Below are 26,996 nucleotides of genomic sequence, written 5' to 3'. Positions count from 1 at the left end.
CAGGCATAAAAGGGGGGCGGGGCATATGCCATCGTTATTGGCATTCATACATGACGACCAATGGTTGAAATGGGGAAGATTTACATTGTTCGCAGCGGTAGTTCTGCTTGCCATTTCCATGTTCGCGGTGGTCGTGCAGAGGCGCATCATGTATATGCGGCTTGGGGTGCCGGCTGTTTTTGCGCGTTATCGGCGCAAACCGCAAAGCAAATCAGGCTTCAGCGGACAAGTGCTCGGCCATCGCAAGCTGCTGAATGATGTGAGAAGCGGAATCATGCATTTGGTTTATTTTTACGGCTTTATTGTGCTTCAGTTTGGTGCGGCGGATTTAATCTGGAAAGGATTGAACGACGGCGTACCGCTTCCGCTGCCCTATTATAACTGGTTCTCGCTAACGCAGGAGATGGCCGTAACGCTCGTATTTGCAGCTGTGCTGTACGGCGCCTTCCGCCGTTACGGAGAGCGTCTTCCACGGTTAAAGCGAGGGTGGAAGCCGTCGCTCGTCATGTGGTTTATCGGCTTGCTGATGCTTACGATCTTGTTTTCTTTAGCCTTTGAGAGACTGGCGCAGGAGAGCCAGCAGGGCATGGTGACATCGTCAAACGAGCCTGCCGCGCATTTGGTCAAAGCAAGCTATGCCCCGGTCAGCGCCCAGCTGGCAATGCTGCTTGAGGGAACCGGCATTCAGCCGCAAAGCGAAGCGGCCCGCGCCGGGTTTGAATTATTTTGGTGGCTGCATCTGCTGGTGCTGCTGAGCTTCCTAGTCTACGTGCCGCAGTCGAAGCATTTTCATTTGTTGACCGCTCCGGTCAATCTCTGGTTCCGGCGCAGCACGCCGCCCGGCCGGCTTACGCCGCTAAACCTGGAGGACGAGGAAGCAGAATCCTTCGGAGCGGGGAAGGTGGAGCATTTTACGCAAAAGCAGCTGCTTGATTTATACGCCTGCGTCGAATGCGGACGTTGTACGAATGTTTGTCCGGCTTCGAATACCGGTAAACTGCTGTCGCCGATGCATCTCATCGTAAAGCTGAGGGATCATTTGACCGAAAAAGGAGCTGCAATCACATCCAAGTCGCCATGGCTTCCTGCCGGGTTGTGGCAATCCAAAGCAAATGCTCCTTACGCACATGTGATGGGAGGGGTGCTGCCCGCTTGGGAGACGCCCTACGAGGGGGGGACGACGATTGAGCCGACGATGGCTGCGCAGGCAGGCGCATGGAGCATACGCGAAGCTGCAAAACCGGAGGAGGTGGAGTTGATCGGCGAGGTTTTGACCGAGGAGGAGCTGTGGGCGTGCACGACCTGCCGCAATTGCGAGGAGCAATGTCCGGTTGGCAATGAGCATGTCGACAAAATCATCGATATGCGCCGTTATCTGGTGCTGATGGAAGGCAGGCTGCCAAGCGATGGGCAGCGCGCGCTGCAGAACATCGAGCGTCAAAGCAATCCTTGGGGCTTACCGCGCGCCGAGCGGGCCGCTTGGATTGCCGATTGCGAGAGCCGCACCGGCATTCGAGTCGCAACGATGCAGGAGCTGAAGCAGCAGGGCAAGAAGGCCGACATCCTGATCTGGGCCGGCTCGATGGGAGCGTATGATATACGCAGCCGCCGTGTTTTGTACGATGTGGTGCGGCTTCTGGACCATGCGGGCGTCAGCTTCGCGACACTTGGCTTGGAGGAGAAGAGCTCCGGGGACACGGCAAGGCGGATCGGAAATGAGCTGCTCTTTCAAGAGCTGTGCCGCGAGAATATAGAGACGCTCAGCAAATATGACGTTACGCAAATCGTAACCGCCTGCCCTCATACCTATAACACGTTCAAAAACGAATATGCTGACTTTGGTCTCAGTCCTGATGTTATCGTGGAGCATCATACCGAGCTGCTCGCGCGTCTGCTTGCGAAAGGGTTGTTGAAGCCGGTGCATACGATCGATGAGCGTGTGACCGTTCACGATTCCTGCTATCTGGGCCGCTACAACGGCACCTACGAGGCGCCGCGCAATCTGCTGCGCGCCATTCCAGGGGTAACGATAGAAGAGATGGAGCGCTCTCGCTCAAACGGGATGTGCTGCGGGGCGGGCGGCGGATTGATGTGGATGGAGGAGCATTCGGGAACTCGGGTCAATCATGCAAGAACCGCTCAAGCGCTTGAGGTGAAGCCGTCGGTGATCAGCTCCGCCTGTCCTTATTGTCTAACGATGATGGAGGATGGCTTAAAGGCGTTATCCGCGGACGAGAAGGTGATTGCGCGCGATGTGGCAGAGCTGTTAGCCGAAAGCATTTTCGGCGAATAAGCAGTCAGTTATGTGAATGTCCGTCAGAATCCTTAGAGGAGCTGCTAGCCGAGAGCACAGCATATTCGGCGAATGAGCAGTCAGTTATGCAGTTGTCCGCCAATCCTAGAGGAGCTGCTAGGTGAGCGAATTCGGCAATGAGAGGCCAGTTGTACGTGTGCCTGCCAGCACCTCATAGGGGCTGGCGGTTGAACAAGCGGCAATAAGCTAAATAAGAGGAGGCTGACTATGACGTTTCAAGCGTCGCAAAAAAACGCAAGCTCGATTCGCAGAGCCGCCGTTATCGGCTCCGGCGTTATGGGGGCCGGCATTGCCGCGCACCTGGCGAATGCGGGTATGCGGGTCGTGCTGCTGGACATAGTTCCGCAGACGCTAACACCGGAGGAGGAGAGGCAGGGGTTGGCGCTCTCCGATGCCAAGGTTCGCAACCGGTTGGCGAACGCGGCCGTTGCGGGAATGAGCAAGGCAAAGCCGGCGCAGCTCTATGACCCGTCATGGTCGTCGCGCATCACGCCGGGCAATTTAACCGATCATCTGGCTGCGCTTGGCGAGGCGGATTGGATCGTTGAGGCGGTTATCGAGCGGCTGGATGTTAAGCGGGAGGTTTTGGCCGCGATTGAAGCCGTTCGCAGGCCGGGGTCCATCGTCTCTACGAACACGTCGGGCCTGTCGGCAGCTTCAATGGCAGAGGGCAGGAGCGAGGAGTTTCGCCGGCACTTTGGGGTGACGCATTTTTTTAACCCGCCGCGTTATATGAAGCTTGTCGAGATCGTTCCTACCGCAGACACGTCGCCCGAGGTTGTGCGGCTGCTGACGGAGGTTTGCGAGAAGCGGCTGGGCAAGGGCGTTGTACTCGCGAAGGATACGCCAAATTTCATTGCGAACCGGATCGGCACCTACGGCATGCTCGTCACGCTCGAAGATACGCTGCGCTTCGGACTGACGGTGGAGGAGGCGGACGCTTTGACCGGCCCTGCAATGGGCAGGCCGAAGACGGCGACGCTGCGCATGCTCGATCTGGTCGGATTAGATACGCTGCTACATGTCGTGGACAATGTGCGGGAGAGAAGCAGCGACCCGGGTGAGCAAGCGGTTTTTGCAAGGCCGCCGCTGCTGGAGCAATTGGTCGCATCAGGAAGACTCGGCGAAAAATCCGGAGCAGGCTTTTACCGGAAGGTCAAGGGGAAAGGCCGCAGTGAAATTGAGTCTCTTAGGCTGGCTACGCTCGAGTACGGACAGAAGCGTCCGGTGAACTCGCCCGTTCTCGATGCGTCCAAAGCGGCGAAGGGCGCGGCGGGCAAGGTCAGAGCGCTGCTCCGAACCGATCCTCATGACCGCTACGCGAAATTCGCATGGTCGACGATCAAAAAAACGCTGCTGTATGCAGCGGCTCAAGTCGGAGTCATCGCGGATTCCATCTCGGATATCGACCGCGCGATGCGCTGGGGCTTCAACTGGGAGCTTGGGCCGTTCGAGCTGTGGGATGCGATCGGGCTCCGGGAATCGGTTCAGCAAATGCAGAAGGAGGGCGATGAAATACCGGGGTGGGTGACGGCTTGGCTGGAAGCGGGGCATCAAAGCTTTTACCTTGCGGAGGGCGCCGAACGGCTCTATGCGGCGGGCGGCGTTTATAAGCGGGAAGAGGCGGAAGCGGACACGATTTCTTTAGCGGCGTTAAAAGCTTCCGGGAAAACGGTGTTTTCCACACCTGGCGCAAGCTTGATCGATATTGGCGATGATGTCGCTTTGCTTGAATTTCATTCGCAGAACAATGCAATCGGGGGTGATATATTATCCGCCATTAGGCAAAGCGTGAAGGAAGTATCGCAAAATTGGCGCGGGCTGGTGCTCGCAAATGAAGGGCGTAATTTTTGCGTCGGCGCGAATTTGATGCTTCTGCTGATGGAGGCGCAAAACGGAGATTGGGATGAGGTCGAGGATATTATCCGCTTCTTCCAAAGCAGCATGCTGGATCTTAAGCGGCTTGACCGGCCTGTCGTTGCGGCTCCGCACCGGATGACGCTGGGCGGCGGGGTAGAAGCCTGCCTGCCTGCCGACCGCATTATTTATTCCCCGGAGACATACTTTGGATTGGTGGAAACGGGAGTTGGTCTCATTCCGGCAGGCGGGGGCTGCAAGGAAGCGGCCGCGATGGCAGCAGAACGGGCGCTTATCGCAAGCGGCGGCAAGCCGGGCGGAGACTTGCAGCCGCATCTGAATGCGTTGTTTGAGACGATTGCGCTGGCCAAAGCATCCTCCAGCGGCTATGAGGTTGGCCAGCTCGGGCTGATGCGTCCTCAGGATCGCGTCATTATGCGGCAGGAGGCGCGTATGGCCGAAGCGAAGCGGGCGGTGCTCGAGCTGGACCGGGCGGGCTACTCGCCGAAAGCGGAGGGCCGCATCCGCGTTGCCGGACGCGAGGGCATTGCGGTGCTGAAGGTAGCGGTGCAAGCGATGCGGCTAAGCGGACATATTAGCGAGCATGACGCGCTCATCGCCGGCAAGCTCGGCTCTGTGCTCGCCGGCGGTGACATTCAACCGGGCGCGGAGGTGAGCGAGCAATATTTGCTCGATCTGGAATGCGAAGCGTTCCTCAGCCTGTGCGGGGAGCGCAAGACGCAGGAGCGCATGAGCCATATGCTCGCGACCGGCAAGCCGCTGCGCAACTAACGGCTAATATATTTTTTCAAAGGAGGAGAGCGGGATGTCAGCTTCATCACCGTTTGAAGTTCACGATCGCGATGCCGTTATCGTTGCTGCGGTGAGGACGGCGGTCGGCAAAGCAACGAAGGGAAGCCTGGCCGAGACAAGGGCGGAGGATCTTGGGCGAGCGGTGCTGCAAGGCGCGCTTGAGAAGCTCCCCGGCCTGTCGCCAGAGCTCATTGAGGATGTCATTATCGGCTGCGCAATGCCCGAGGGCGAGCAGGGACTAAACATGGCCCGGACCATCTCGCTTTATGCGGGGCTGCCGGTGACTACGCCTGCCGTTACGATTAACCGCTTCTGCGCATCGGGGTTACAAGCGATCGCTTATGCGGCGGAACGCATCCGGCTCGGCGACGCGGACATAATCGCGGCCGGAGGAGTCGAGAGCATGAGCCATGTCCCGATGACCGGCTTCAAGCTGTCGCCGCATCCGGTCATCGTCGATACGAGGCCTGAAGTTTATATGGGCATGGGACATACGGCGGAAGAGGTTGCACGCCGCTATGGCGTGACGCGCGAAGCGCAGGATGCCTTTGCATCGTCCAGCCACCGCAAGGCGGCAGCGGCTATTAAAGCAGGGAAGTTCCAAGCGGAGATCGTGCCGATAACGGTAAGCCGTTCGGGCGTGAACGACGCTGGGCGGCCTTGGTCGAAGGTGTTCCAATTCGATACCGATGAAGGGGTGCGGCCGGAGACAACGGTTCAAACGTTAGCGCCGCTTAAGCCCTCGTTCGCACGAGAGGGAACGGTAACAGCGGGCAATACGTCCCAAATGAGCGATGGCGCAGCCGCCGTTATCGTGATGAGCCGGGCGCGTGCTGCGGAGCTGGGCTTACGTCCGCTCGCGGTATTCCGCAGCTATAGCGTTGCTGGCGTCGCACCCGAGGTGATGGGCATCGGACCGATCGAAGCGGTGCCGGGGGCGCTGCGGAAAGCGGGCATTAGCCTAACGCAGGTCGATCTCTTCGAGCTTAACGAAGCTTTTGCGGCGCAATGCGTACCGATTATCAACGAGCTGGGCATCGATCCCGAGCGGGTGAATGTGAACGGCGGGGCGATTGCACTCGGGCATCCGCTTGGCTGTACGGGAACGAAACTTACCGTATCGCTTATTCATGAGCTTGGCCGGAGAGGCGGAGGTATCGGCGTCATTACGATGTGCGTAGGGGGCGGTATGGGAGCGGCCGGGGTAATCGAAGTGTATGGCACCAAATAATAAATAGTTGATTGAGTTAATGGTTTAAGGCGATTACTGTTTACGAGCCTAATAATCGATTTGACTGAAGGGAGACCTGCGGCATGACGGAAACGATACGTTTTGGCGGTCGATTTGTCGTGGAGGACAGTGTGCCGGAATCGGTCGTGACGCCCGAGGATTTTACGGAAGAGCAGCGGATGATGGGGGATGCGGCGCTGCAGTTCTTAGAGGCGGAAATTACGCCGCGCGATGCCGAACTGGAGGCGCTGAACTATGACCTGACGGTAGAGCTGATGCGCAAGGCTGGCGAGCTGGGTTTGCTGGGAGCAGATGTGCCCGAGGCTTACGGCGGACTCGGGCTTGATAAGGTGAGCACGACGCTGCTCGCGGAAACATTAGCGCGCGCTTCGTCGTTCGCGCTTTCGGTAGGCGCTCATACGGGCATCGGTACGCTTCCCATCGTGTTTTTTGGTACGCCCGCCCAAAAGAAAGCCTACCTTCCCGCGCTTGCGTCAGGAGAGCGTATTGCCGCTTATTGCTTGACTGAACCGGCCTCCGGCTCGGATGCCTTAGGGGCTAAGACGACAGCCAGGCTTTCGCCTGACGGCAAGCATTATGTTCTGAACGGCTCTAAGCTCTTTATTACGAATGCGGGTTTTGCCGACCTGTTTATCGTTTATGCGAAAGTCGACGGCGAGTATTTTACCGCTTTTATCGTTGAGAAGGGAATGCCGGGGTTCAGTATCGGTCCGGAGGAGCATAAGATGGGCATCAAGGGTTCCTCAACACGCCCTTTATTTTTTGAAGATGTGGCGGTACCGGCCCAAAACGTGCTTGGAGAAGTTGGAAAGGGACATCACATCGCCTTTAACATTTTGAATATCGGGAGGTTCAAGCTTGGGGCAGCTTGTCTCGGCTCATCCAAGGAGACGATCGAACTGGCGTCGGCCTATGCCAATGCACGGAAGCAGTTCGGGCGGGCGATCTCCTCGTATCCGCTCATTGGCGCCAAGCTGGCTGACATGAACATTCGCACGTACGTGCTGGAGAGTATGGTCTATCGGACCGCCGGCTATATCGATGCGATGCTGCGGACAACGGAAGCGGGGAGCGGAACGGCGGAAGACGGCATGAAGGTGGCGAAGGCGATCGGGGAGTATGCGATAGAATGCTCGATCGTAAAAGTATTTGCATCCGAAACGCTCGATTTTGTAGCGGATGAAGGGGTACAGATTCACGGCGGCTATGGCTACATCCGCGAGTATAAGGTGGAGAGAATTTATCGGGATTCGCGGATAAACCGGATTTTTGAAGGGACAAATGAAATTAACCGGATGCTCATTCCCGGTACGCTGATGAAAAAAGCTTTAAAGGGGGAGCTGCCGCTGCTGCGCAAGGTGCGCTCGCTTCAAACGGAGCTGGTTCAGCCGATGCCGATTCCGCCGCTCGAAAAGCCGCTTAGCAAGGAGGCGTACCGTGTTGCGCAAGCGAAAAAAACGTTTCTCGCCGTCGGAGGGCTTGCCGTTCAGAAGCTGGGGCTGCGGCTCGAGCAGGAGCAGGAGGTGTTATGCTCGCTTGCCGATCTGATGATCGAAATATTTGCAATGGAAAGCGTGCTGCTGCGTTCGCAAAAAATATGCAAAGCCAGCGGCGGCTTAGCTTCGGAAAAGACGGAGAATGCCATCGCGATGACGACGGTTTTCGTGCAGGAGGCGATGGAGCGGGTCGAGTCACTAGCCAAGCGTGCTCTTACTGCGCTGGAGCAGGGAGACGGGCTGCAAATGCAGCTTTCGATTTTGAAAAAGCTAATGCGCGCACCGCTTTCCGACACGGTTGCTTTGAAGCGGACGATAGCCGCCCGTGTCATTCGGAGTATGCATTATGTCGTGTGAAGGGGGAGAGCTTGAATGGATCCGCTCAGTCCGCAAGACCCGCTTGTGCCCGAGCAATCGCCTGCCGAAGCCGCAGAGCCCGCACGTCCATGGCTTCGTCATTACCCGAAGGAGGTTTCTCCTTCGCAGAGCTATCCCGATCAGAGTATCGTCCAATTTTTGTTAAATGCGGTTAATAACCATCCGGGCCATACAGCTGTCCATTTTCTTGGCAAAAATTTGACCTACCGCGAGCTGCATGGAGAAGCTGTCCGCCTTGCCACCGGCCTTCTTTCCCTGGGCATTGCCAAAGGAGACCGCGTGGCGATTATGCTCCCGAATTGCCCGCAGGCTGTCGCAGCGTTTTACGGCGTGCTGCTCGCAGGGGGCGTTGTCGTGCAGACGAACCCGCTGTACGTGGAACGCGAGCTGGAGCATCAGCTTGCGGATAGCGGGGCCGTCGCCATAATTACGGTTGATCTGCTGTATGCGCGCTTGTCCCGGGTGCGGGGCGAGCTGCCGGAAGCAGGCCCGCTGCCGAAGCTTCGGCATGCGATTATCACATCGATTAAGGACGGATTGCCGTTTCCGAAGAGCCTGCTCTATCCCCTTAAGCAGCGAAAAGAAGGCTTTCGAGCAAATATACCTTACGGCAGCTTTGGCGTTATTGCCTATAAGAAGCTGCTCGCTGCGCAGCATCTATTTATGCCGCTGCCCGAGCTCGCAAAGGGCGCTGAGCTAGCGGCGCTGCAATATACGGGAGGCACAACAGGGACGCCTAAGGGCGTGATGTTGACGCATCGGAATCTCGTTGCGAATACGATGCAAATCGCGGCTTGGTGCTATAAGGCGGAAGATGCTAAGGAACGCTTTCTTGCGGCGATGCCTTTGTTTCATGTGTTTGGATTAACGGTGTTAATGAATATGTCGGTGCTGCGGGCAGGCACGCTTATTCTTCTGCCACGGTTCGAGGTGGATAAGGTACTGCAGACGATCAATCAGCAGAAGCCCACCATTTTTCCGGGGGCGCCTACGATGTATGTCGCGATTATTCATCATAAAGACGCTGCGAAAACGGATCTTTCCTCGATTAATGTATGTGTAAGCGGGTCGGCTGCCTTGCCGCTTGAGGTGCAGGAACAGTTCGAAGCTTTAACCGGCGGAAGGCTCATTGAAGGCTACGGCTTATCAGAGGCTTCACCCGTAACGCATGCCAATCCGATATGGGGGCGGCGAAAAATCGGCACGATCGGCGTACCCTTCCCCGATACCGATGCTGTTGTCATTGATCCGGAAACAGGCGAGCGGCTGGGTGTAGGCGAGCTTGGAGAGCTGGTCGTACGCGGGCCGCAGGTCATGCAGGGATACTGGAACAAGCCTGCGGAAACCGAACAAGTATTACGGGACGGGTGGCTGTACACGGGCGATCTCGCGACAATGGACGAGGATGGCTATTTTACGATTATGGATCGGATTAAGGATGTTATCATCGCAGGCGGATTTAACATTTATCCGCGCGAGGTGGAGGAGGTGCTGTTCGAGCATCCGGCCGTGCGGGAAGCGGCGGTTGTCGGTGTGAAGGATGAATATCGGGGCGAATCGGTGAAAGCATATATCGTATTTAAGGAGGGCTGGGAGGTATCGCCCAGTCAGATGGACCGCTGGTGCAGAGAACGGCTGGCGGCCTACAAGGTACCGCATCACTATTCCTTCAGGGAAACGCTTCCAAAAACAATGATCGGCAAGGTGCTTCGCCGCAAGCTGCAGGAGGAGGAAGCGGAGACGAAGCAGGCCGCTGAGCATAAGGGAGAGTGAACGGGATGGATGAGGAGCGGTTTGTTCAGCAGGCAGATCAGGCCGGACACCTGACAAGACTCGCGGAGCGTGCGCAGGCGACGTTCTGGGGTTCGCTCGGCTGCGAGGTTGTGCAGGCAAATGCCAGAAAAGCGACTATTTGCCTGGATGCCTCGGATCGGCATTTAAACCTGATCGGAATCGTTCACGGCGGCGTGCTTATGTCACTGCTCGATAACGCGATGGGGCTCGTTGTCATGCTTGCGGTACCGGATGAGCGGGCTGTAACGGCGAATTTAGACACGCAATTTCTCGCTAGCAGCAAGGGCGGCGTGCTCCTATGCGAGGCAGAGCTGATACATCGAACGGATCGCACGCTCACGCTGCAAGCGCAGGTCAAGGATGAAGGGGGCAAGCTGCTAAGTATCGGAATCGGCGCTTATCGGGTCATCTAGGTAGAGGGAATTTGCTTGCCTGCTTCTGATTCGTTATAATGATACCTAATAAATGGAAGATTTTAAGGTGTTGAAAAGGACTAATAATTGACGGCGATATGCCGATAAATGTAGTAGGGGAAAGGAGGCGAGGATATGGTTCAGGGCTGGGTAACGACATTGGTTTTAGCGTTTGGAATGCTGGTTGCCATAATTGGAGTAATTGCTTATTTAAGAATGTTTCGTAAAGACAGGCTCTCTTCAACGTCTGACCAGGCAGCCGATGTCTCGCCTCCAAATATCATCATTGCAGCAAAATCAATGGAAAGCGGGCACAATACGGAAGCGAAACCCGAACAACCCGCTCCAAGAGATTAACAAATGTTAACTTTCATAATCGAAATCAAAATGTTATAATAGTAAGAAAAATGCAAACATTGCGACTCATTGGCCATGGAGATATCTGCACCGATGGGGGGTCTTGCGGTGAAACTGCCGCACGAGGTCTCGTATTATGCTGTTTAGGACGACCATCCAACGTAAAGGGGAGGAGATTTCATGGCGAAACATAGCCAGAATGAAGTCAAGGAAAGCCTGAAGGAACTAACGAGAATTTTTCAACCCAAGGACCCGCGTAAATTTGTTAAAGAGTATATTCGCAAGTACCGGATTACCGGAGGCTACGAAGATGAATTGACGACATTGGTGGAAAATGAATTAGGCAGAATCAACTCCTCGGTCAGCTAAACTCACAATGTAATATACGGCTTTGTAAACTGTCGATCGGCAGAATGCAAAGTCTTTTTGTTTTTGTTCTCCTTTGTCAGCCTCATAGTTATAAAATTTCTGAAAATCAGCATGCAATCATAATTTCGTCATACATGATCGTCATTTGTCTCCTTTTTCCCGAATAAGTTATACATAGCAGAGCCTAGGATTATGCTTACGAAGCGGATTTTGCACCCGTAAAACCTAAGTCTATGCTTATAAAGCCGATTTTGTACCCGCAAAGCCTAAGTTACGCTTACAGAGAGAATTTTTGCACCCCAAACCTAAGTTTACGCTTACGGAGCGGATGCTGCTCCCGCAAGACCTAAGCCTACGCTTACGAAGTGGATTTTGCTCCCGCAAAACCTAAGCCTATGCTTACGAAGTGGATTTTGCTCCCGCAAAACCTAAGCCTATGCTTACGAAGTGGATTTTGCTCCCGCAAAACCTAAGCCTACGCTTACGAAGTGGATTTTGCTCCCGCAAAACCTTAAGGAGGTTAGTACACACATGGCAGTGGATTTGAAAACGAAGGAACATATTCGAGGAATCCGTAAGGCTGGGCGTATTGTCGCTGCCTGTCACAAAGCGCTCTCTAAACGAATAGCGCCGGGTGTTACGACACAGGAAATTGATCGGTTTGTAGAACGGTTCATGCTTGACCGGGGAGCGACTCCAGCTCAGAAGGGCTATAAGGGATATCCGTTTGCCACGTGTGCCTCCGTTAATGAGGTCGTCTGCCACGGCTTTCCCGATTCAGAGCCGCTTGAAGCCGGCGATATTGTTACGATTGATATGGTGGCCGATTTGGATGGCTGGAAAGCAGACTCCGCTTGGACATACTCAATCGGCAGGACGAATGCGGCTACCGAGAAGCTGCTTCTTGCGGCGGAGCAATCGCTGCTTGATGGAATTAAGCAGGCTGTGCCGGGCAACCGGCTTGGCGATATAGGCTATGCGGTGCAATCGAGAGCGGAGAGGGCCGGATTTAAGGTCGTAACCGCTTTCGCCGGTCACGGCATAGGCAGAAACATGCATGAATTTCCTGAAGTCATGCACCGCGGCATACCCGGTCAAGGGATAGAGCTCGAAGAAGGCATGGTCATTACGATAGAGCCTATCATTACGGCAGGCAGAGCAGACGTATACATTGCGGAAGACGGCTGGACGGCGCGCACGATAGACGGGGCTTGGGCGGCGCAATTTGAACATACGATAGCGATTACGAAGGAAGGTCCGGTTATTCTGACCAGGTGGGAATGAAGGCTTTAACATACCGCCGAGCGGGGTTCAGGCAGCATGCCTGCAACCGCTCGGCTTTTTATTTCCTGCGTATCCATTTTTATTAAAAAATTGAACTATTTTCAAGTAAACCGCAGGCAAGACCAAGAAGGTGAAGATGCCTGCACATGGCTCGTTTGCCCTATACGACGAGAATGGCATCTGTGTGAACTTCACCGGGATCAGCGGCAATCATAAGGTTGTGCTGCCTGAGAAAGGCTCCATTGTTTTCGCTGGGGAAGCCGGGTCGAAGTATGAAATTGCAATAGAATAAAAGTATCTGTTAGGATGACTTTTACTTTTTAGTCTGGGTCGATTGTCCTTTTTTAAATCTAGAAATTATAGGGATATCTTACTATTGATATAAATTTTCTGCCTTGCTAGAATGAGGATGCAAAACGAATTACATACAGCGGGATTGTTACTGCACAGCAGGCAAGACCTAAAATGTTTGAGGATGACCGTACCGGCAGGTGCGTTATTCTTTGGACGTTTTAGGTCTTTTTTTGTTCCGCGAAAACGGAGGGAGGATCCGGAATAATCGGTTAACTGCAGCAAAAAACAATTAGCAATCAATTTTGGGGAGGAAAAAAAATATGAATAAAATAGCTAAATACGGGAAACTGATGTTGACCGCATCGATTCTCGCAGGCAGTCTGGCAGCGACTTCCGTTTCGGCAAAAGCGCCAACTACGCCTGACGATTTCACGGCAGTCTGGTCCCGTCAAGCAGCGGAGCAAGTCAAGCTTACGGCTACGAACACATCACCTAAGATCGATACTAACTTTAAACTGGCGGCTCCTGATGTATGGATCTGGGATACTTGGCCGCTCCAAAACCGCGATGGCTCCCTTGCTGTCGTCAACGGCTACAGAATCGCATTCGCATTGGTAGCTCCTCGTACGTTCGGATGGAACGACCGTCACACCGAAGCAAGAATCGGTATGTTCTACTCCAAGGACGGAGTCGACTGGACTTACGCAGGCATTCCTTATGACTATAATAAAGCTTACGGCCACATGCAATGGGCCGGTTCCGCAATGCTGGACAAGAAAGGCAAAATTCACTTGTTCTACACGGCTACTACCGATATGAACGCCAACGGCGGCAAAGAGTGGGATCAGAACGGCTGGGTACAGCGCGCTGAACAACGTCTGGCCACTACGACTTTCGATATTAAAGCGGATAACAGCGGCGTTAAACTGATCAATGAAGGCAAGCACCAAATCATCGCCGAGCCGGACGGCAAGTATTACGAAACGATTGATCAGTTCCATGATGGAGGCCACAACATCACGGCTTTCCGCGATCCGTTCTTCTTCCAGGATCCGAATTCAGGCAAAGAGTACATCATATTCGAAGGCCAAGTAGGCGGCAAATCGAGCGAGCAAAAACTGAAGCCTGAGAACATCGGTGACGAAGCATACCGCAGCACGCATACCGTTCCAGATAGAGCTGAGCTGTATGACGGTAACATCGGTATTGCGGAAGTACTCGACAATGATGTGACCAAACTGAAATTGCTTCCTCCTTTGCTCGAATCCATCGGTACGAACCATCAAGTGGAACGTCCGCACATGTACATCAAAGGCGACGATTATTACCTGATGACGATCAGCCATACCTTCACATACGCACCAGGCCTGACTGGTCCGGACGGCGTATACGGCTTCCACAACGAAGGCGGCATCCGCGGCGATTACAAACCGCTTAACGGTTCCGGTCTTGTTGTAGCCAACCCTAGTTCAAGTCCGTACCAGGCTTACTCCTGGATGGTTCTTCCGGATGAAACGGCAATCAGCTTCATCAACGAACCGCTTGACGAGAACGGCAATGTGAAACACGGCGGTACTTTTGCTCCGACGCTGCAGCTGTCCTTCGAGGGCGACAAAACTAAAATCGTCGGTGAATTGAAGCACGGCGAAATCCGCGACTTCGGCCCTTATCTCAGCGCTAAAGATCTGAAAAAAATTGAAAAAAAAAATCCGCAAACCGAAATAACAACGACTAACTGGACACGCGAGCAAGCGTCCATGATCCAGCAAAACGCAAACAACACCCTGCCATACACGGATATCAAAAAGCTTGAAAAAATGACGCCGGACTACCACATCTGGGATACATGGCCGCTAATGGACCGCGACGGAAGTGTCGCTACGTACAAAGGCTATAAAGTGCTCTTCGCGCTTTCCGCACCGAGCAACGTGCTGCCGGGCAAAGTTCACGATATCGCAACGATTCGTTACTTCATCTCGAAAGACGGCAAGGAATGGAAATTTGTAGGCGACCTGTTCCCGGCAGGCACTAGGCTCGGTTCCCGTAACTGGGCAGGTTCCGCGATGCTGGACGGCGATAAAATCTATGCTTTCTACACCGCTACCGGCCGTGAAGGCGAGACAAACCTGACTTATGAGCAACGCTTGGCTATGGCTGTCGGTGAAATCAAAGCCGACAAAAACGGCGTAGCATTCACGAACTGGGCTCCGCACCGCATTATTATGGAGCCGGACGGCCAATACTACCAAACGCTGGAGCAAGCGAAGCAAGGTGAAGGCGGCGGTTACGCTTTCCGTGATCCAATGTGGTTCAAAGATCCTAAAACGAAAAAAGAGTACATTGTATTCGAAGGCCAATCCGCAGGTGCTGTTGCAGACCGCCCATTGAAGCCGGAATACATCGGCAGCGAAGAGTACCAGAAAACTCATACTGTTCCTGCAGGCGCAGCTCATGCCAACGCTAGCATCGGTATTATCGAGGTCGTTAAAGGTGATTTCAATAATCTGAAGCTTCTTCCTCCGCTTCTTGAAGCGAACTATGTAAACGAAGAATTGGAGCGTCCGCACATCGTGGTTAAGGACGGTAAATACTATCTGTTCACAGACAGCCACATCAACAAATACGCGGATGGTCTGCAAGGTCCTGAAGGTCTGTACGGTTTCGTATCCGACAAACTGGGCGAAGAATTCAAACCGCTGAATGGCAGCGGTCTGGTTCTTGCCAACCCTAAGAACAACCCGTACCAAGCTTACTCCTGGCTGGTTCTGCCGAACCTGAGCGTCGTTGGTTTCGCGCACTTCGGCGATTTGGGCTCAATGTCCATTGGCGATATTGGCAATCAGTCTCCTGAATTCCAATTCGCACACTGGGGCGGTACGCTGCCTCCGACGGTTAAAATCGCACTCAATGGCGACACGACCAAAATTACAGGAGAGCTTCCTCCAGGCTCGATCAATTAAGAAACGAATTGAATAATGCCAGAATCTGCGCTCAGCTTATGCTGAGCGCATTTTGGCAATGTTCGGGCCGCACCGCGACAGATAACAAGCAGGCGAATCGAATGTTATAATAACGTAAACTCTACGTTTAGGAGGAACCTGCCATTCGAACCGAAGCGAATAAAATTGTCGAAGAGCTGCTGCCGCTGCTTGGCGGCAAACAGAATATCGCAAGCGCAGTCCACTGCACGACAAGGCTGCGTCTGGTTTTACATGACGAAGGAAAAGCGGACACCGCGGCAATAGAGAAGCTGGATCAGGTGCAGGGGGTATTTTCCAGAGCCGGACAATACCAGATTATTTTCGGAATCGGCATCGTGAACAAGATTTATAAGGGGCTGGAAGAAGCGATAGCAGAAGCGCCCGCCGAAACGGCGAAGCCTGCCGCATGTGAGCCGAAAAAAAGAAATCCTATCTTTATCATTACGAAGACACTGTCCAATATTTTTGTCCCGATCCTCCCTTTTATTGTAGCCAGCGGCTTGCTGAGAGGGCTGACCGGAATGATCGAGTCCAATAAGTGGGCTGCGCCGGAAAGCGCTTGGATGAATATGCTGGAGCTTTTCTCGACATCCGCGCTGCTTATTTTACCGGTCATCATCGGGTTCAGCGCTGCTAAGCAGTTCGGCGGCAGTCCGGTCCTGGGCGCTTTTATAGGCGGACTGTTGGTGCATTCCGAAGTACTGAAGCCCGAGGTGGTTGAAATTCATTCTCCGGAATGGCTGGATGTATTCGGTGTGCCGGCCGCTTCGACCGGCTACCAGGGAACGGTTATACCGATCCTGATGTCCGTATATCTGATGAGCAAGGTTGAAACGGGACTGAAAAAAATCGTGCCCCCGTCTATGGCTTTATTCGTTATTCCGCTGATCACCGTCCTGTTTACCGGCGTTGTCTCCCTGCTTGCGATTGGACCGGTCGGGGCACTGCTCGGCCATTTGCTTTCGCAGAACCTCGAGGCCGTTTATACGCATGGTGCCGGATTTATCGGCGGCTTTCTATTCGGCGGATTATATTCGCTCATCGTTGTTACCGGTCTTCATCACACGTTTCATGCGGTTGAGTTCGGTTTGATCGCCGACCCGAAAGTCGGAGTGAATTTTTTGCTGCCCGTTTGGTCAATGGCCAATATTGCGCAGGGCGGCGCCGGCTTGGCGATTTATTTTAAAACAAGAAACAAAAAGCTGAAGGAGAATGCAATTCCCGCGTCGCTGTCGGCCTTTTTCGGCATCACGGAGCCCGTCATGTTCGGCATGAATATACGGCTGCGAAATCCGTTTATCGGCGGCTGCATCGGGGGAGCGGCAGGCGGGGCCTATGTGCTCTTTGCTCATGTAGCGGCCAACTCATACGGTTTAACGGGTCTGCCGATGCTGGTCCTTGCGGCACCTTTAGGATTAGCGAACTTATTTCATTACCTTATTGGCTTCGTCATTTCCGTCGGTTGTGCATTTATTGCAACGTGGCTTATTGGATTCGATGAAGATAAAGGAGTACAAGATGATTAAACGTTGGATTGGCATGCAGCAGCGGAAAACGGAAGAAACGATTTTCTCGCCTATAAGCGGCAGAGTGCTGCCGATGGAGGAGGTACCCGACCCTATTTTCTCCAAAAGCATGGCTGGAATGGGCGTTGCGATAGATCCGGAAGACGGAAAGGTAGGATCACCCGTAGACGGAGAGATTGTTCACCTATTTCAAACGAAGCATGCGCTCTGGATTCGTGCCGACAGCGGCCTGGACCTGCTGATTCACATCGGCGTGGATACGGTCTGCCTGAATGGGGAGGGTTTTCACCATTACGTCAAGATGGGGGACCGGGTTAAAATGGGCCAGCCGCTTATGAATTTCTCGCTTGATCTCGTTCGGGAGAAAGCGACGAGTCCGGTTACTCCGATGTTCCTTATTCATACGGATCAAATTGAACAGATTGATATCGAGCTGCCGGAACGAGCTGAAAGAGGATTAACCCCGCTTATGAAGGTTAAAGTAAAATCTTAGGGCCAGAGACTCCCGGAAGGAGCTTGCGATGAAGATTAACAAAATATTGAACAACAATGCAATCGTCGTCAAAGATTGGGAGGGGGAGAAAATTGTTCTCGGGTCAGGCATTGCCTTTCAGAAACGGAAAAACGATCCTGTCGATCAAAGCCGTATTGAGAAAATTTTCGTCATGAAGGACCATACGAAGCATCAACAGTTTGAAGAAATATTGTCGACATTGCCGGAGGAGCATATTCAGGTTTCGGAGGAAATTATCTCCTATGCCGAATATCAGCTGGGCGTAGTCATCAACGAGCATATCCATATCGCGCTCACCGACCACTTATCGTTTGCGCTTGAACGTCTTGCCAAAGGGATGGTCATCAAAAATACGCTGCTGAACGAAATAAAAATATTATACGCGAAAGAATTTCAAATCGGATTGTACGCGAAGGAGCTTATACGTGAAAAGCTCGGAATCGAAATTCCGGAGGATGAGGTAGGCTATATCGCTTTGCATATTTATACTGCAAAAATCAATGCAGGGGAAATGACGAAAACGCTGGATATTACCGCCATGATACGGGGCATCGTTGAAATTATTGAGGAAGGTTTGGCGATCAAGCTACCGCAAGACAATGTATCCTATGAGCGGTTGATTGCACATTTGCGTTTTGCCGTTCAAAGGTCCGAGTCCGAATTGCCCTTCCACGAATTGGAGCCCGAGATGATCCGCATCATAAAAGAGAGATACCGTGAATCGTATTCCATCGCCCAGAAGGCTGGCCGTTATGTGCTGCAGGAGTATGATTTCGAGCTGTATGATTCGGAGATCGCTTACATCGCCATGCAGATCAAACGAATTACTACCAGAGAAACCGCATAAAGAAATAGCCCTCCATTTAACGATCGATGCTGGAGGGCTATTATTGTATAGGAAGCTCGTTCAGGGGGTCAGCCCAGTTTCATTTTCCGGAAATCGGAAGGCGTTACGCCGAAGCTCTTTTTGAACATGCGGTGGAAATAGGAACTGCTCGTATAGCCGCTCTTCACGGCAATATCGACGATCGACCAATCGGTATTCTCCAAATATTCCTGTGCCCGTTCCAGACGCACATTGTTAATGACATCAACGATTGCGGCTAACGTCTGCTGCTTGTAAACCCGGCTGAGGTAAATCGAGGACATATCTAATTCATCGGCGATCCAGTTTAGGCTGAGATTCGGATTGGCGTATTCTTTATGAATGAGATCATTGATCTTTCGAATCAAATCGCCCTGCTTCGTCGACCGCTTCGTAGACAGCTTCGTTTGGATATCATCGAATAGCGAGAAGAAGATTTCATTAATCTCGTTAATGGTTTCGAAATGATCCGGCGTCGGAATATGGATGCTGAGGCTTGCCTCAACGTCCAGACTGTTATTTTTCTGAATCGTGAACAAAATTTGGTTGACCGTCATCGTTAGATGCGAAATGGCCAGCTGCACGACATGAATCGGATACTCCGCCGTCTCCTGCACGATTTCCGCAAACAGCTTCTTCGCTTCCTCCGTCTTGGAGGTCATTAACGCATCCGTTAATTTCCGTTCTTTATCAGTCGGGAATATATATTCCTTCGACTTCAAGGACATGATGTTCTGAGCGCTAATCAAGCAGCCATGCCCATAATACAAGCGGTGCTGCGATGCTTCCTTGACCAGCTTGTAATGGTTAGATAGCTGCTGCGCTTGATAAGCCTCCGGGCTGTAGGTAACGGACAGGCCGATTTTCAAATAATCGAGAGATGATTGCTGAATTTGCGTCAGCACCTCCCGAAGCAGCTCATCGTCGGGCTCATCGGAAGCATCGAGACGGCCCAGAAGCATAATGACGTAATCGGCATCCATATCGACGGTTTCCACGCGATAATGCTTCAGGCCGATCTCCGCTCCAATGTTCATGATGGCGAATCTGTAGACATGCACATCATCGCCGCGCGATTCCTTCAAGGCGGCAAGCTGGTCTATTTTTAACAGAACGACGCGATAACGCGAATTAAAATCGAATGTAATCCCGTTTTGCAACAGCTTCTGAAGCTGCGCGTCCGTCTGCAGCGATTGCGAGCCTTGTATAAGACTGCGCAGCATATTTTGCCTGATGGTATAGGAACTGTTCCGTTTCTCGGTTTCGAGTATGCTCATCTTGTCCATAATTTGATGAATAGGGCGATACAGCATCCGGGATAACAGCCATGAAATGAACAGCCCGATCACCAAAATAACGACAGCGATCAAGATGGTTGTATTCCGGATGGAATAGATTGCTTTTGTTACCTGCTTGTAAGGTGTTACACGCACATACTGCCATTCCAACGAATCCGGTGAGGTAAATGAGATCAGAGATTTTTTACCGTCGAAATCGGCAACGACGTAGCCGGATTCCTTATTTTTAATGTTTTCGTTAAGCAGGGCGCTGTCCTTATCGCTTAGTTTTTTGGGCATAAGGGAATCGCCTGACAGCAGACGGTCCTGATTGTCCAGAATAAACGATTTACCCTCGCCTTCACTCTTATTCACGCCGATGTCTTTGTTGATCCAAGCGGATGAAATATTAACAATAACGGCGGAATTAAGCTTATTCGTTTTGCCGACGGCATCATAACCTAAATACGTGTAAGCCTTCGTTAGCTGTTCCCCTGCTAAGCTAACCGTCGTGTACGTTCTTGGAATAGGCGTGAACGGACGGTACTGCTGATAATTGGCGAGAATATCGAGTATTCCCTTATCCGCAAGCTCCTCTTTACTGAACGTGCCTCCTTCTCCTTGCCTGCTTGCCACATAGATTTGGCCGGTCGCCGAATTGTACACATAGATGGATTCAATGAAAGGCATCGAGCTTAAATAATTGTTCAGCTCGTTCATCGCAGCCGTTACGTCGTAAATGTTGGGCTCGGTATAGAACATAAGCTTCGATACGGTGAACGTCCGGTACATTTGGAAGGAGAGAGACTGCGCGCTTTCGGTCATGCTGATGACTTCTTTGCTGGTTTGGGTTAAATTGCTGAGGTCGGACTGATAAGCCTTCTTCAAATCGATCTGCATATAAGTGAAGAAATAGAACAAGGAGGATACTAATAGCGTAAGCACAATGCACAAGGTGATCGTGAACAGCAGCTTACTATACAATTTCCCGTTGTTATTGAGTTGAACTGCTGACATAAATGCTCCCCCTCTATATATTTGAAGCGCCTCTAGGCTAATAGCTTTGCTGCTTTTAAAATGTAACCGGTTTCTATAATGATGTGCCTTACCTCCAAACATAGGCCTCAAGGGAATTAGTAAGAATATTTCACTGAGGCTGGAGGCTGATACCTTCATCATTATAATCTTCACATGGCGCTGGGTGCAATGAACCAAATAAATACAGGTGAATGAACCTGATATTACAGGGTGAACATTCCATACACGAGTGAATTTATTGGCGAAATGCCCGAAGTAAAGTGACAAACCGCCGATCTATCCGTTAGAATGTCACGGAATTCCATGATAATAGCGGAAGGGACAGTGAAACAATGATTAGTTCGAAGCTGAAACAGATTTGGTATGGGGGAGACTATAATCCGGATCAATGGCCGGAGGAAATATGGCATGAGGATATGCGTTTATTTAAGGAAGCTGGAATAAATGTCGTGACGCTTCCCGTATTCAGTTGGGCGAAGCTGCAGCCTTCGGAGGATACGTACCATTTGGAATGGCTGGACAAAATATTGGATTTAATCGCGGATAACGGCATCTATGCTTGCCTCGCCACTTCGACCGCTGCGCAGCCGGCGTGGATGTCGCGGAAATACGAGGATGTGCTGCCGGTCGATGTTGACGGCAGGAAGCGCACGCATGGCTCGCGCACGAACTTCTGCCCGAACAGCAAGACGTACCGCCGTTTGTCGAGCCGGCTGGCACGCACGCTGGCCGACCGGTACAAGGATCACCCGGCGCTGCTTGTTTGGCATATTAATAACGAATACGGCACGCACTGCTACTGCGGCAATTGCGCAGCGGAGTTTCGTGAATGGTTGAAGGCGAAGTATGAGACGATTGACAGGCTGAACGCCGAATGGAATATGAGCTTCTGGGGCCATACCGTCTATGAATGGGAGGAAATTGTGCCCCCGTCCAATCTGAACGGCGATAATCGCAACTTTCAGCCGATGGCCCTCGATTACAAACGGTTTATGTCCGACTCGATTCTCGGTTGTTATCAAGGAGAGTATGCGGAGCTGAAAGCTGTTACGCCGGATATTCCGATCACGACGAACATTTGGGGATTGTTCAACGGCCTTGATCTGAAAAAATGGGGGGAAGCGATGGATGTCGTCTCTTGGGACAGCTATCCGCAAATGAATGAGCCGATGGGCAACGTTGCGATGCGCCATGACTACATGCGCGGCTTAAAGGACGGCAAGCCGTTCATGCTGATGGAGCAAACGCCGAGCCAGCAAAACTGGCAGCCGTATAATAGCTTAAAGCGTCCGGGCGTGATGAGGCTGTGGAGCTATCAGGCCGTTGCGCATGGCGCTGACACGGTTATGTTCTTCCAGCTCCGCCGCTCCTTCGGGGCATGCGAGAAATATCACGGAGCGGTTATCGAGCATGTCGGCCATGAGGATACGCGCGTGTTCCGGGAATGTGCGGCGCTGGGGCGGGAGCTGGGCGAACTGGGCGATCGTTTGCTTGACTCGGAGATTCATGCCGAGGCGGCGCTGTTATTTGATATCGATACGTGGAACGCAGTAGAGATTACAAGCGGACCAAGCGTCGATTTGAACTATTTGGACCAGGCGCAGAAGTATTACAAAGCCTTCTATGATCAGAACGTAGCCGTAGATGTCATTAGTCCGCTTAGCGATTTCTCGAAATACAAAATACTCGCGGCTCCTGTGCTGTACATGCTGAAGCCGGGCGTTGCCGAGCGTATTGAGGCGTTCGTGAAGAGCGGCGGGACTTTTATTACTACCTTCTTCAGCGGAATTGTGAACGAGAACGATCTGGTCACGCTTGGCGGGTATCCGGGCAAGCTTCGCAGCCTTCTAGGCCTATGGGTAGAAGAAATCGACAGCCTGCTTCCGGAAATGCGCAACAGTATCGAAATAGGCGAGGCATTCGGCCATGTCGAAGGCAAGTACGAGTGTGGCTTGCTCTGCGATCTTCTTCACTTGGAAGGCGCCCGGCCGCTGGGCACGTACGGAACTGATTTTTATGCGGGAATGCCGGCATTGACGGTGAATGAATATGGGAAGGGTGAAGCATACTACGTGGCAACGGCGCCTGAGCAAAAGCTGCTGGGAGACTTTATCCGTACCTTGTGCGAAAAGCATCAGATTGCTGCTCCGTTCGCTGCGGGAGCGGGCGTTGAATTAGCGCAGCGCGTCAAGGACGATCAAATCTATACCTTCGTATTGAATCATAACAGCCATCAAGCCGCCATCGAGCTCGACAATGCGGTCTATTTCGATCTATTAACGAAACGCCAGGTGAGCGCAACGGTAGAAATTGAGCCGCATGGCGTAATGATCTTGCAGAAAGTATAGCATTTTACCCTAAAAACCGCGAAGCCGCTAGTCTCGAATACCTATTCGAGCTAACGGTATCGTGGTTTTTTTTGTGCTTAACCTGCGTGAAATGGCTTGTTAATACATAAAAGTTTAAATCGTTCACTCTTCATTTCGCTATTTCGTTCACTGACTTTGCTTCTTTACTCTTTCACCCGAAACGCGCGGGCCGTACAGTGAGAACAGAGCAGACAACACTAAAAAGAAAAGAACGCTGTGAGAGGAGACATCATCTGCATGTTGAAAAAAAATGGAGTGCTTAAGGAACTTGTGACGAACCGCATCCTTTTCCTTATGCTATTGCCGGCACTTATCTTCTTCCTAATTAACTCGTATGTACCTATGGTCGGTGTTTACTACGCCTTTACCCGATTCGACTTCAACACAAGCTTATTCAACAGCCAATTCGTTGGATTAGACAATTTCAAGTTTTTGTGGCAATCGGGGGTTCTTGCCAAACTAACTTTAAATACGGTCGGCTACAACGTTGTGTTCATTCTATTTGGAAACGTACTCGCGATTGCGCTGGCGATTCTGCTAAGCGAGCTGCGCACGCAGTGGTTTAAGAAGCTGACGCAATCGATCATGTTTCTTCCATACTTCGTATCCTTCGTTATTCTTAGCGTTATCGTATACAACGTGTTCAACTACGAAAGCGGATTCTTGAACTCGACGCTGAAGTCATTCGGCTACGAACCGCTCGACGTATACAATACACCTTGGGTGTGGATATTTCTCATTATTATTTTCTACCTGTGGAAAAATATCGGCTACAGCATGGTCATCTACCTGGCATCGATTACAGGGATCAGCGATGAATATTATGAAGCGGCCAAAATCGACGGAGCGAACATTTTTCAGCGTATTTGGTACATCACGGTTCCTATGCTGAAGACGACTTTCGTCATGCTCCTGCTGTTCGCATTAGGCAGCATCATGAAAGGCCAGTTCGACTTGTTCTACCAGCTGATCGGCAACAACGGCGTCCTGTACAATACGACAGATATTCTCGATACGTATGTATACCGTTCACTGAAAGTAACGTTCGATATCGGAATGTCGACGGCAGCGGGCCTTTACCAATCGTTGTTCGGCTTTGTACTGATCATGACCGTTAACTACATCATCAAAAAAATCAATGACGAGTACGCATTGTTCTAAGCGATCAGCTCACAGTAGGAGGTACCTATGAAGATCAAAGAAGACAATTATATGAAGTGGTTTAGACTGATTGCATTTGTGGTCATACTGCTGGCAACCGTTGCATGCCTGTTTCCGTTCCTGCTTATCATCTCAGCTTCCTTCACGCAGAATGAAGCGATCATTAAAGATGGCTACCATCTCATACCGACTGTATTTTCCTTCGAGGGCTATGCGACGGTGTTCCGTTTTCCTAAACAGGTATTGACGGCATACGGCGTAACGACGATTACGACTGTAATCGGAACGACGCTGGGGCTGTTCCTGATGACGATGGCCGGTTACGTTTTGCAGCGCAAAGATTTCAAATACCGGAACTTCTTCTCCTTCATGATTTATTTCACAACGCTGTTTGGCGGAGGACTCGTGCCTTGGTACATCTTAATTACCAAGTATCTCAAGCTTACGGACAAACTTGAAGTATTGATTTTACCGGGCCTAATGACTCCATTCCTTATTATATTGATGAAAAACTTCATCCGCTCCGCAGTGCCGGACGAGGTTATTGAATCCGCTAAAATCGACGGAGCGAACGACTTTACGATCTATAGCCGGATTGTGCTTCAGCTGTCGATGCCGGGCATCGCAACCGTAGGATTGTTTTTGGCGCTTCATTATTGGAATGACTGGTTCACTTCCTCGTTGTTTATCAACGACACGACCAAGTACCAGCTGCAATATTACTTGTACAACGTCATTAATGCGATGAGCTTTATCGCGCAAATGGGTTCGGGAACCGGCGTCTCGTTAGGCTCCGACATGCCGACTGAATCGACGAAGATGGCAATGTCCATTATCGTTACAGGGCCGATCCTGTTCCTGTATCCGTTCGTACAGCGTTATTTCGTTAAAGGATTGACGATTGGTGCCGTTAAAGGTTAGAACTAGACGAGGGATTCACGATTCCAGGTTTAGCTAACATAGATAAGAACTTATTAAAGGGAGGATTCACATGACTAAGAAAGCGGCAAAAGCAGTCTCCATGTTACTATCGATCTTCATACTAATCGCAGTTCTGTCAGCTTGCGGATCAAGCAACAATGGAAACAGCGGCAATGCTACAAATGCTCCGAAAGAGACAGAGGGAACAACGAACGCAGGCGGAGCAAAAACGGGAATCGATACTTCGAAAAAAGTGGAATTGCAATTTTATATGCTGGGTGATGCTCCTAAAGACATCGCTTCGATTCAAGAGCAAGTTAACAAAATGGCATTGGAAGATTTGAATGCTACTGTTAAATTCAACTATACATCTTGGACGGATTGGGATCAGAAGTATAAGCTGCTGCTCGGTTCGGGCCAACAGGTTGACTTGATCTTCACGGCTGAGTGGACACAATACCAATCGTATGCGAAGAAAGGCGCTTTCCAAGCGCTTGATGAGCTTCTTCCGGTAGCGGCGCCTACGCTTAACTCTTTTGTGCCTAAAGAGATGTGGGATGCTGTAAAAATCGATGATAAAATCTACACGGTTCCTGCAACTTACAAAGAGTATGTAACAGACGGCTTTGTATGGCGTGAAGATCTTCGCGCGAAGTACAATCTGCCTACACCGGTTGATATCGCAACATTCGAGCAATATCTGGAAGGCATTAAGAAGAACGAGCCGACAGTTACGCCGCTTTCGATGAACTCTGACGTAAAAACAAACCTTATGGACCGCTTTAAAGGCATCGCACACGCTCCTATCGGCGCGCTTCCATACGGTATCGGCATCAACTACAAAACGCCAGGCGAAGTATATTCTTACTGGGGTTCAGACGAGCAAAAAGAAGATTTGAACGTATTAAAGCGTTGGCAGGATAACGGCTACATGGTGAAAAACGTTCTAGCTGTTAAAGATACTTTGCAAGACCAAATTACAAGCGGTAAAGCTGCTGCCATTCTTGGCGACAACCCTACCCGTTACAATGATATGGTTATCAAAATTCAATCGACTCACCCGGACTGGAAGCTTGGCTACACGCCGTACCCGGAAACAAACGGAATTGCAACGCCGGTTCACCCGATCCACAACGGTTTCGCTATTCCGGCCAGCAGCAAAAACGCAGAGCGCGCGCTTGCGTTCTACGAGAAGCTTGTTACAGACAAACGTTACAACATGCTTACGCAATACGGTGTGGAAGGCAAAAACTATGAAGTGAAAGACGGCTACTACTCCATGATCGGCGATTCGAACTCCAACGGTTTCCCTCGCGAGGGCATGAACGGTTGGGCTTGGAGAAACCCTGAGTACATGCTGTTCGACAAAAACTATGACGGCGTAAAAGCGATCTTCGAGAAGCTTGATAAAATTCAAGTGCCGGATAAATTCACAGGTTTCGCTGAAGATTACACACCTTACCAAGCGGAGAGAGCGGCGCTTGAGCAAGTGGAGAAGCAATACCTGTTCCCGCTTAATGCAGGACTTGTGAAAAACGTGGATGAAGGCTTGAACACCTTTATGGAAAAAGCAAAACAAGCCGGTCTTGAGAAAATTCAAGCGGAATACACGAAACAATGGAATGCTTACGTAACGGAGCAAGGCATTAAATAATCGGTTTTAGGAGGCTGTCTCAAAGGTATATCGATTACTGATGAGGCAGCCTTCATTATGAAGCTTTGA

19 protein-coding genes are annotated in these 26,996 nt (G+C 51.5%); 18 read left to right on the top strand and 1 reads right to left on the bottom strand.

Annotation, left to right across the window (positions count from 1 at the left end):
• Positions 1–25 precede the first annotated feature (25 nt).
• From AC0YNZ_RS16490 to AC0YNZ_RS16425, 14 genes are all read left to right on the top strand, one after another.
• Positions 26–2,293: a (Fe-S)-binding protein gene (locus AC0YNZ_RS16490; RefSeq protein ID WP_475827647.1), complete on the top strand. Its 2,268-nt coding sequence runs from the start codon at positions 26–28 to the stop codon at positions 2,291–2,293.
• Positions 2,294–2,521: 228 nt separating this feature from the next.
• Positions 2,522–4,963, top strand: a complete 2,442-nt coding sequence (locus AC0YNZ_RS16485) for a 3-hydroxyacyl-CoA dehydrogenase/enoyl-CoA hydratase family protein (protein WP_475827646.1) — start codon at positions 2,522–2,524, stop codon at positions 4,961–4,963.
• Between the two features lie 34 nt (positions 4,964–4,997).
• The gene (locus tag AC0YNZ_RS16480) at positions 4,998–6,215 is read left to right on the top strand and encodes an acetyl-CoA C-acyltransferase (RefSeq protein ID WP_475827645.1); all 1,218 of its coding nucleotides are present in this window, start codon (positions 4,998–5,000) and stop codon (positions 6,213–6,215) included.
• A gap of 83 nt (positions 6,216–6,298) precedes the next feature.
• Positions 6,299–8,089, top strand: a complete 1,791-nt coding sequence (locus AC0YNZ_RS16475) for an acyl-CoA dehydrogenase family protein (RefSeq protein ID WP_475827644.1) — start codon at positions 6,299–6,301, stop codon at positions 8,087–8,089.
• Between the two features lie 15 nt (positions 8,090–8,104).
• A complete protein-coding gene (locus tag AC0YNZ_RS16470) occupies positions 8,105–9,883 on the top strand; it encodes a long-chain-fatty-acid--CoA ligase (protein WP_475827643.1) in 1,779 nt (592 codons plus the stop codon).
• Between the two features lie 5 nt (positions 9,884–9,888).
• Positions 9,889–10,317, top strand: coding sequence for a PaaI family thioesterase (locus tag AC0YNZ_RS16465; protein ID WP_475827642.1), 429 nt, complete (start codon positions 9,889–9,891; stop codon positions 10,315–10,317).
• A gap of 135 nt (positions 10,318–10,452) precedes the next feature.
• Positions 10,453–10,674 (top strand): hypothetical protein, encoded by a 222-nt coding sequence (locus tag AC0YNZ_RS16460; protein ID WP_475827641.1) that lies wholly within the window; start codon positions 10,453–10,455, stop codon positions 10,672–10,674.
• Between the two features lie 180 nt (positions 10,675–10,854).
• A complete protein-coding gene (locus tag AC0YNZ_RS16455; RefSeq protein WP_054026245.1) occupies positions 10,855–11,043 on the top strand; it encodes a hypothetical protein in 189 nt (62 codons plus the stop codon).
• Positions 11,044–11,574: 531 nt separating this feature from the next.
• Positions 11,575–12,327 (top strand): type I methionyl aminopeptidase, encoded by a 753-nt coding sequence (gene map, locus AC0YNZ_RS16450; RefSeq protein WP_110770726.1) that lies wholly within the window; start codon positions 11,575–11,577, stop codon positions 12,325–12,327.
• Positions 12,328–12,463: 136 nt separating this feature from the next.
• Complete coding sequence (locus AC0YNZ_RS16445; protein WP_475827640.1) at positions 12,464–12,619, top strand: hypothetical protein; 156 nt, start codon at positions 12,464–12,466, stop codon at positions 12,617–12,619.
• Positions 12,620–12,941: 322 nt separating this feature from the next.
• Positions 12,942–15,581 (top strand): glycoside hydrolase family 68 protein, encoded by a 2,640-nt coding sequence (locus AC0YNZ_RS16440; protein ID WP_475827639.1) that lies wholly within the window; start codon positions 12,942–12,944, stop codon positions 15,579–15,581.
• 143 nt (positions 15,582–15,724) lie between these two features.
• Positions 15,725–17,128 carry a PTS transporter subunit EIIC gene (locus tag AC0YNZ_RS16435; protein ID WP_475827788.1) on the top strand — a complete coding sequence of 468 codons (1,404 nt, stop codon included), beginning with the start codon at positions 15,725–15,727 and terminating at the stop codon, positions 17,126–17,128.
• Positions 17,121–17,621, top strand: coding sequence for a PTS sugar transporter subunit IIA (locus AC0YNZ_RS16430; RefSeq protein WP_475827638.1), 501 nt, complete (start codon positions 17,121–17,123; stop codon positions 17,619–17,621). Before AC0YNZ_RS16435 ends, AC0YNZ_RS16430 begins: the two co-directional genes overlap by 8 nt.
• 28 nt (positions 17,622–17,649) lie before the next feature.
• Complete coding sequence (locus AC0YNZ_RS16425; RefSeq protein ID WP_475827637.1) at positions 17,650–18,489, top strand: PRD domain-containing protein; 840 nt, start codon at positions 17,650–17,652, stop codon at positions 18,487–18,489.
• Between the two features lie 68 nt (positions 18,490–18,557).
• Here the strand turns inward: AC0YNZ_RS16425 and AC0YNZ_RS16420 are convergent, their stop codons facing one another.
• Complete coding sequence (locus AC0YNZ_RS16420; protein ID WP_475827636.1) at positions 18,558–20,801, bottom strand: AraC family transcriptional regulator; 2,244 nt, start codon at positions 20,799–20,801, stop codon at positions 18,558–18,560.
• A 353-nt stretch (positions 20,802–21,154) separates the two neighbouring features.
• Between AC0YNZ_RS16420 and AC0YNZ_RS16415 the strand changes: the two genes are divergently transcribed.
• The 4 genes from AC0YNZ_RS16415 to AC0YNZ_RS16400 all read left to right on the top strand — a co-directional run bounded on the left by AC0YNZ_RS16415 (position 21,155) and on the right by AC0YNZ_RS16400 (position 26,927).
• Complete coding sequence (locus AC0YNZ_RS16415) at positions 21,155–23,170, top strand: beta-galactosidase (RefSeq protein ID WP_475827635.1); 2,016 nt, start codon at positions 21,155–21,157, stop codon at positions 23,168–23,170.
• 258 nt (positions 23,171–23,428) lie between these two features.
• The gene (locus AC0YNZ_RS16410; RefSeq protein WP_110770720.1) at positions 23,429–24,352 is read left to right on the top strand and encodes an ABC transporter permease subunit; all 924 of its coding nucleotides are present in this window, start codon (positions 23,429–23,431) and stop codon (positions 24,350–24,352) included.
• A gap of 27 nt (positions 24,353–24,379) precedes the next feature.
• On the top strand, positions 24,380–25,273 hold the full coding sequence (locus tag AC0YNZ_RS16405; protein ID WP_110770719.1) for a carbohydrate ABC transporter permease: 894 nt from the start codon (positions 24,380–24,382) through the stop codon (positions 25,271–25,273).
• Between the two features lie 64 nt (positions 25,274–25,337).
• On the top strand, positions 25,338–26,927 hold the full coding sequence (locus AC0YNZ_RS16400; RefSeq protein WP_475827787.1) for an extracellular solute-binding protein: 1,590 nt from the start codon (positions 25,338–25,340) through the stop codon (positions 26,925–26,927).
• Positions 26,928–26,996 lie beyond the last annotated feature (69 nt).

This window comes from Paenibacillus sp. J2L1-98 (assembly GCF_056269405.1).
This window is presented reverse-complemented; position numbering and strand designations above follow the sequence as displayed.

Bases quoted from the DNA above. Each gene is read 5' to 3' on its own strand.
- AC0YNZ_RS16420 (WP_475827636.1), bottom strand. From the start codon at position 20,801: ATGTCAGCAGTTCAACTCAATAACAACGGGAAATTGTATAGTAAGCTG.
- AC0YNZ_RS16455 (WP_054026245.1), top strand. From the start codon at position 10,855: ATGGCGAAACATAGCCAGAATGAAGTCAAGGAAAGCCTGAAGGAACTA.
- AC0YNZ_RS16465 (WP_475827642.1), top strand. From the start codon at position 9,889: ATGGATGAGGAGCGGTTTGTTCAGCAGGCAGATCAGGCCGGACACCTG.
- map (WP_110770726.1), top strand. From the start codon at position 11,575: ATGGCAGTGGATTTGAAAACGAAGGAACATATTCGAGGAATCCGTAAG.
- AC0YNZ_RS16485 (WP_475827646.1), top strand. From the start codon at position 2,522: ATGACGTTTCAAGCGTCGCAAAAAAACGCAAGCTCGATTCGCAGAGCC.
- AC0YNZ_RS16445 (WP_475827640.1), top strand. From the start codon at position 12,464: ATGCCTGCACATGGCTCGTTTGCCCTATACGACGAGAATGGCATCTGT.
- AC0YNZ_RS16490 (WP_475827647.1), top strand. From the start codon at position 26: ATGCCATCGTTATTGGCATTCATACATGACGACCAATGGTTGAAATGG.
- AC0YNZ_RS16460 (WP_475827641.1), top strand. From the start codon at position 10,453: ATGGTTCAGGGCTGGGTAACGACATTGGTTTTAGCGTTTGGAATGCTG.
- AC0YNZ_RS16425 (WP_475827637.1), top strand. From the start codon at position 17,650: ATGAAGATTAACAAAATATTGAACAACAATGCAATCGTCGTCAAAGAT.
- AC0YNZ_RS16410 (WP_110770720.1), top strand. From the start codon at position 23,429: ATGTTGAAAAAAAATGGAGTGCTTAAGGAACTTGTGACGAACCGCATC.
- AC0YNZ_RS16415 (WP_475827635.1), top strand. From the start codon at position 21,155: ATGATTAGTTCGAAGCTGAAACAGATTTGGTATGGGGGAGACTATAAT.
- AC0YNZ_RS16405 (WP_110770719.1), top strand. From the start codon at position 24,380: ATGAAGATCAAAGAAGACAATTATATGAAGTGGTTTAGACTGATTGCA.
- AC0YNZ_RS16430 (WP_475827638.1), top strand. From the start codon at position 17,121: ATGATTAAACGTTGGATTGGCATGCAGCAGCGGAAAACGGAAGAAACG.
- AC0YNZ_RS16475 (WP_475827644.1), top strand. From the start codon at position 6,299: ATGACGGAAACGATACGTTTTGGCGGTCGATTTGTCGTGGAGGACAGT.
- AC0YNZ_RS16470 (WP_475827643.1), top strand. From the start codon at position 8,105: ATGGATCCGCTCAGTCCGCAAGACCCGCTTGTGCCCGAGCAATCGCCT.
- AC0YNZ_RS16440 (WP_475827639.1), top strand. From the start codon at position 12,942: ATGAATAAAATAGCTAAATACGGGAAACTGATGTTGACCGCATCGATT.
- AC0YNZ_RS16480 (WP_475827645.1), top strand. From the start codon at position 4,998: ATGTCAGCTTCATCACCGTTTGAAGTTCACGATCGCGATGCCGTTATC.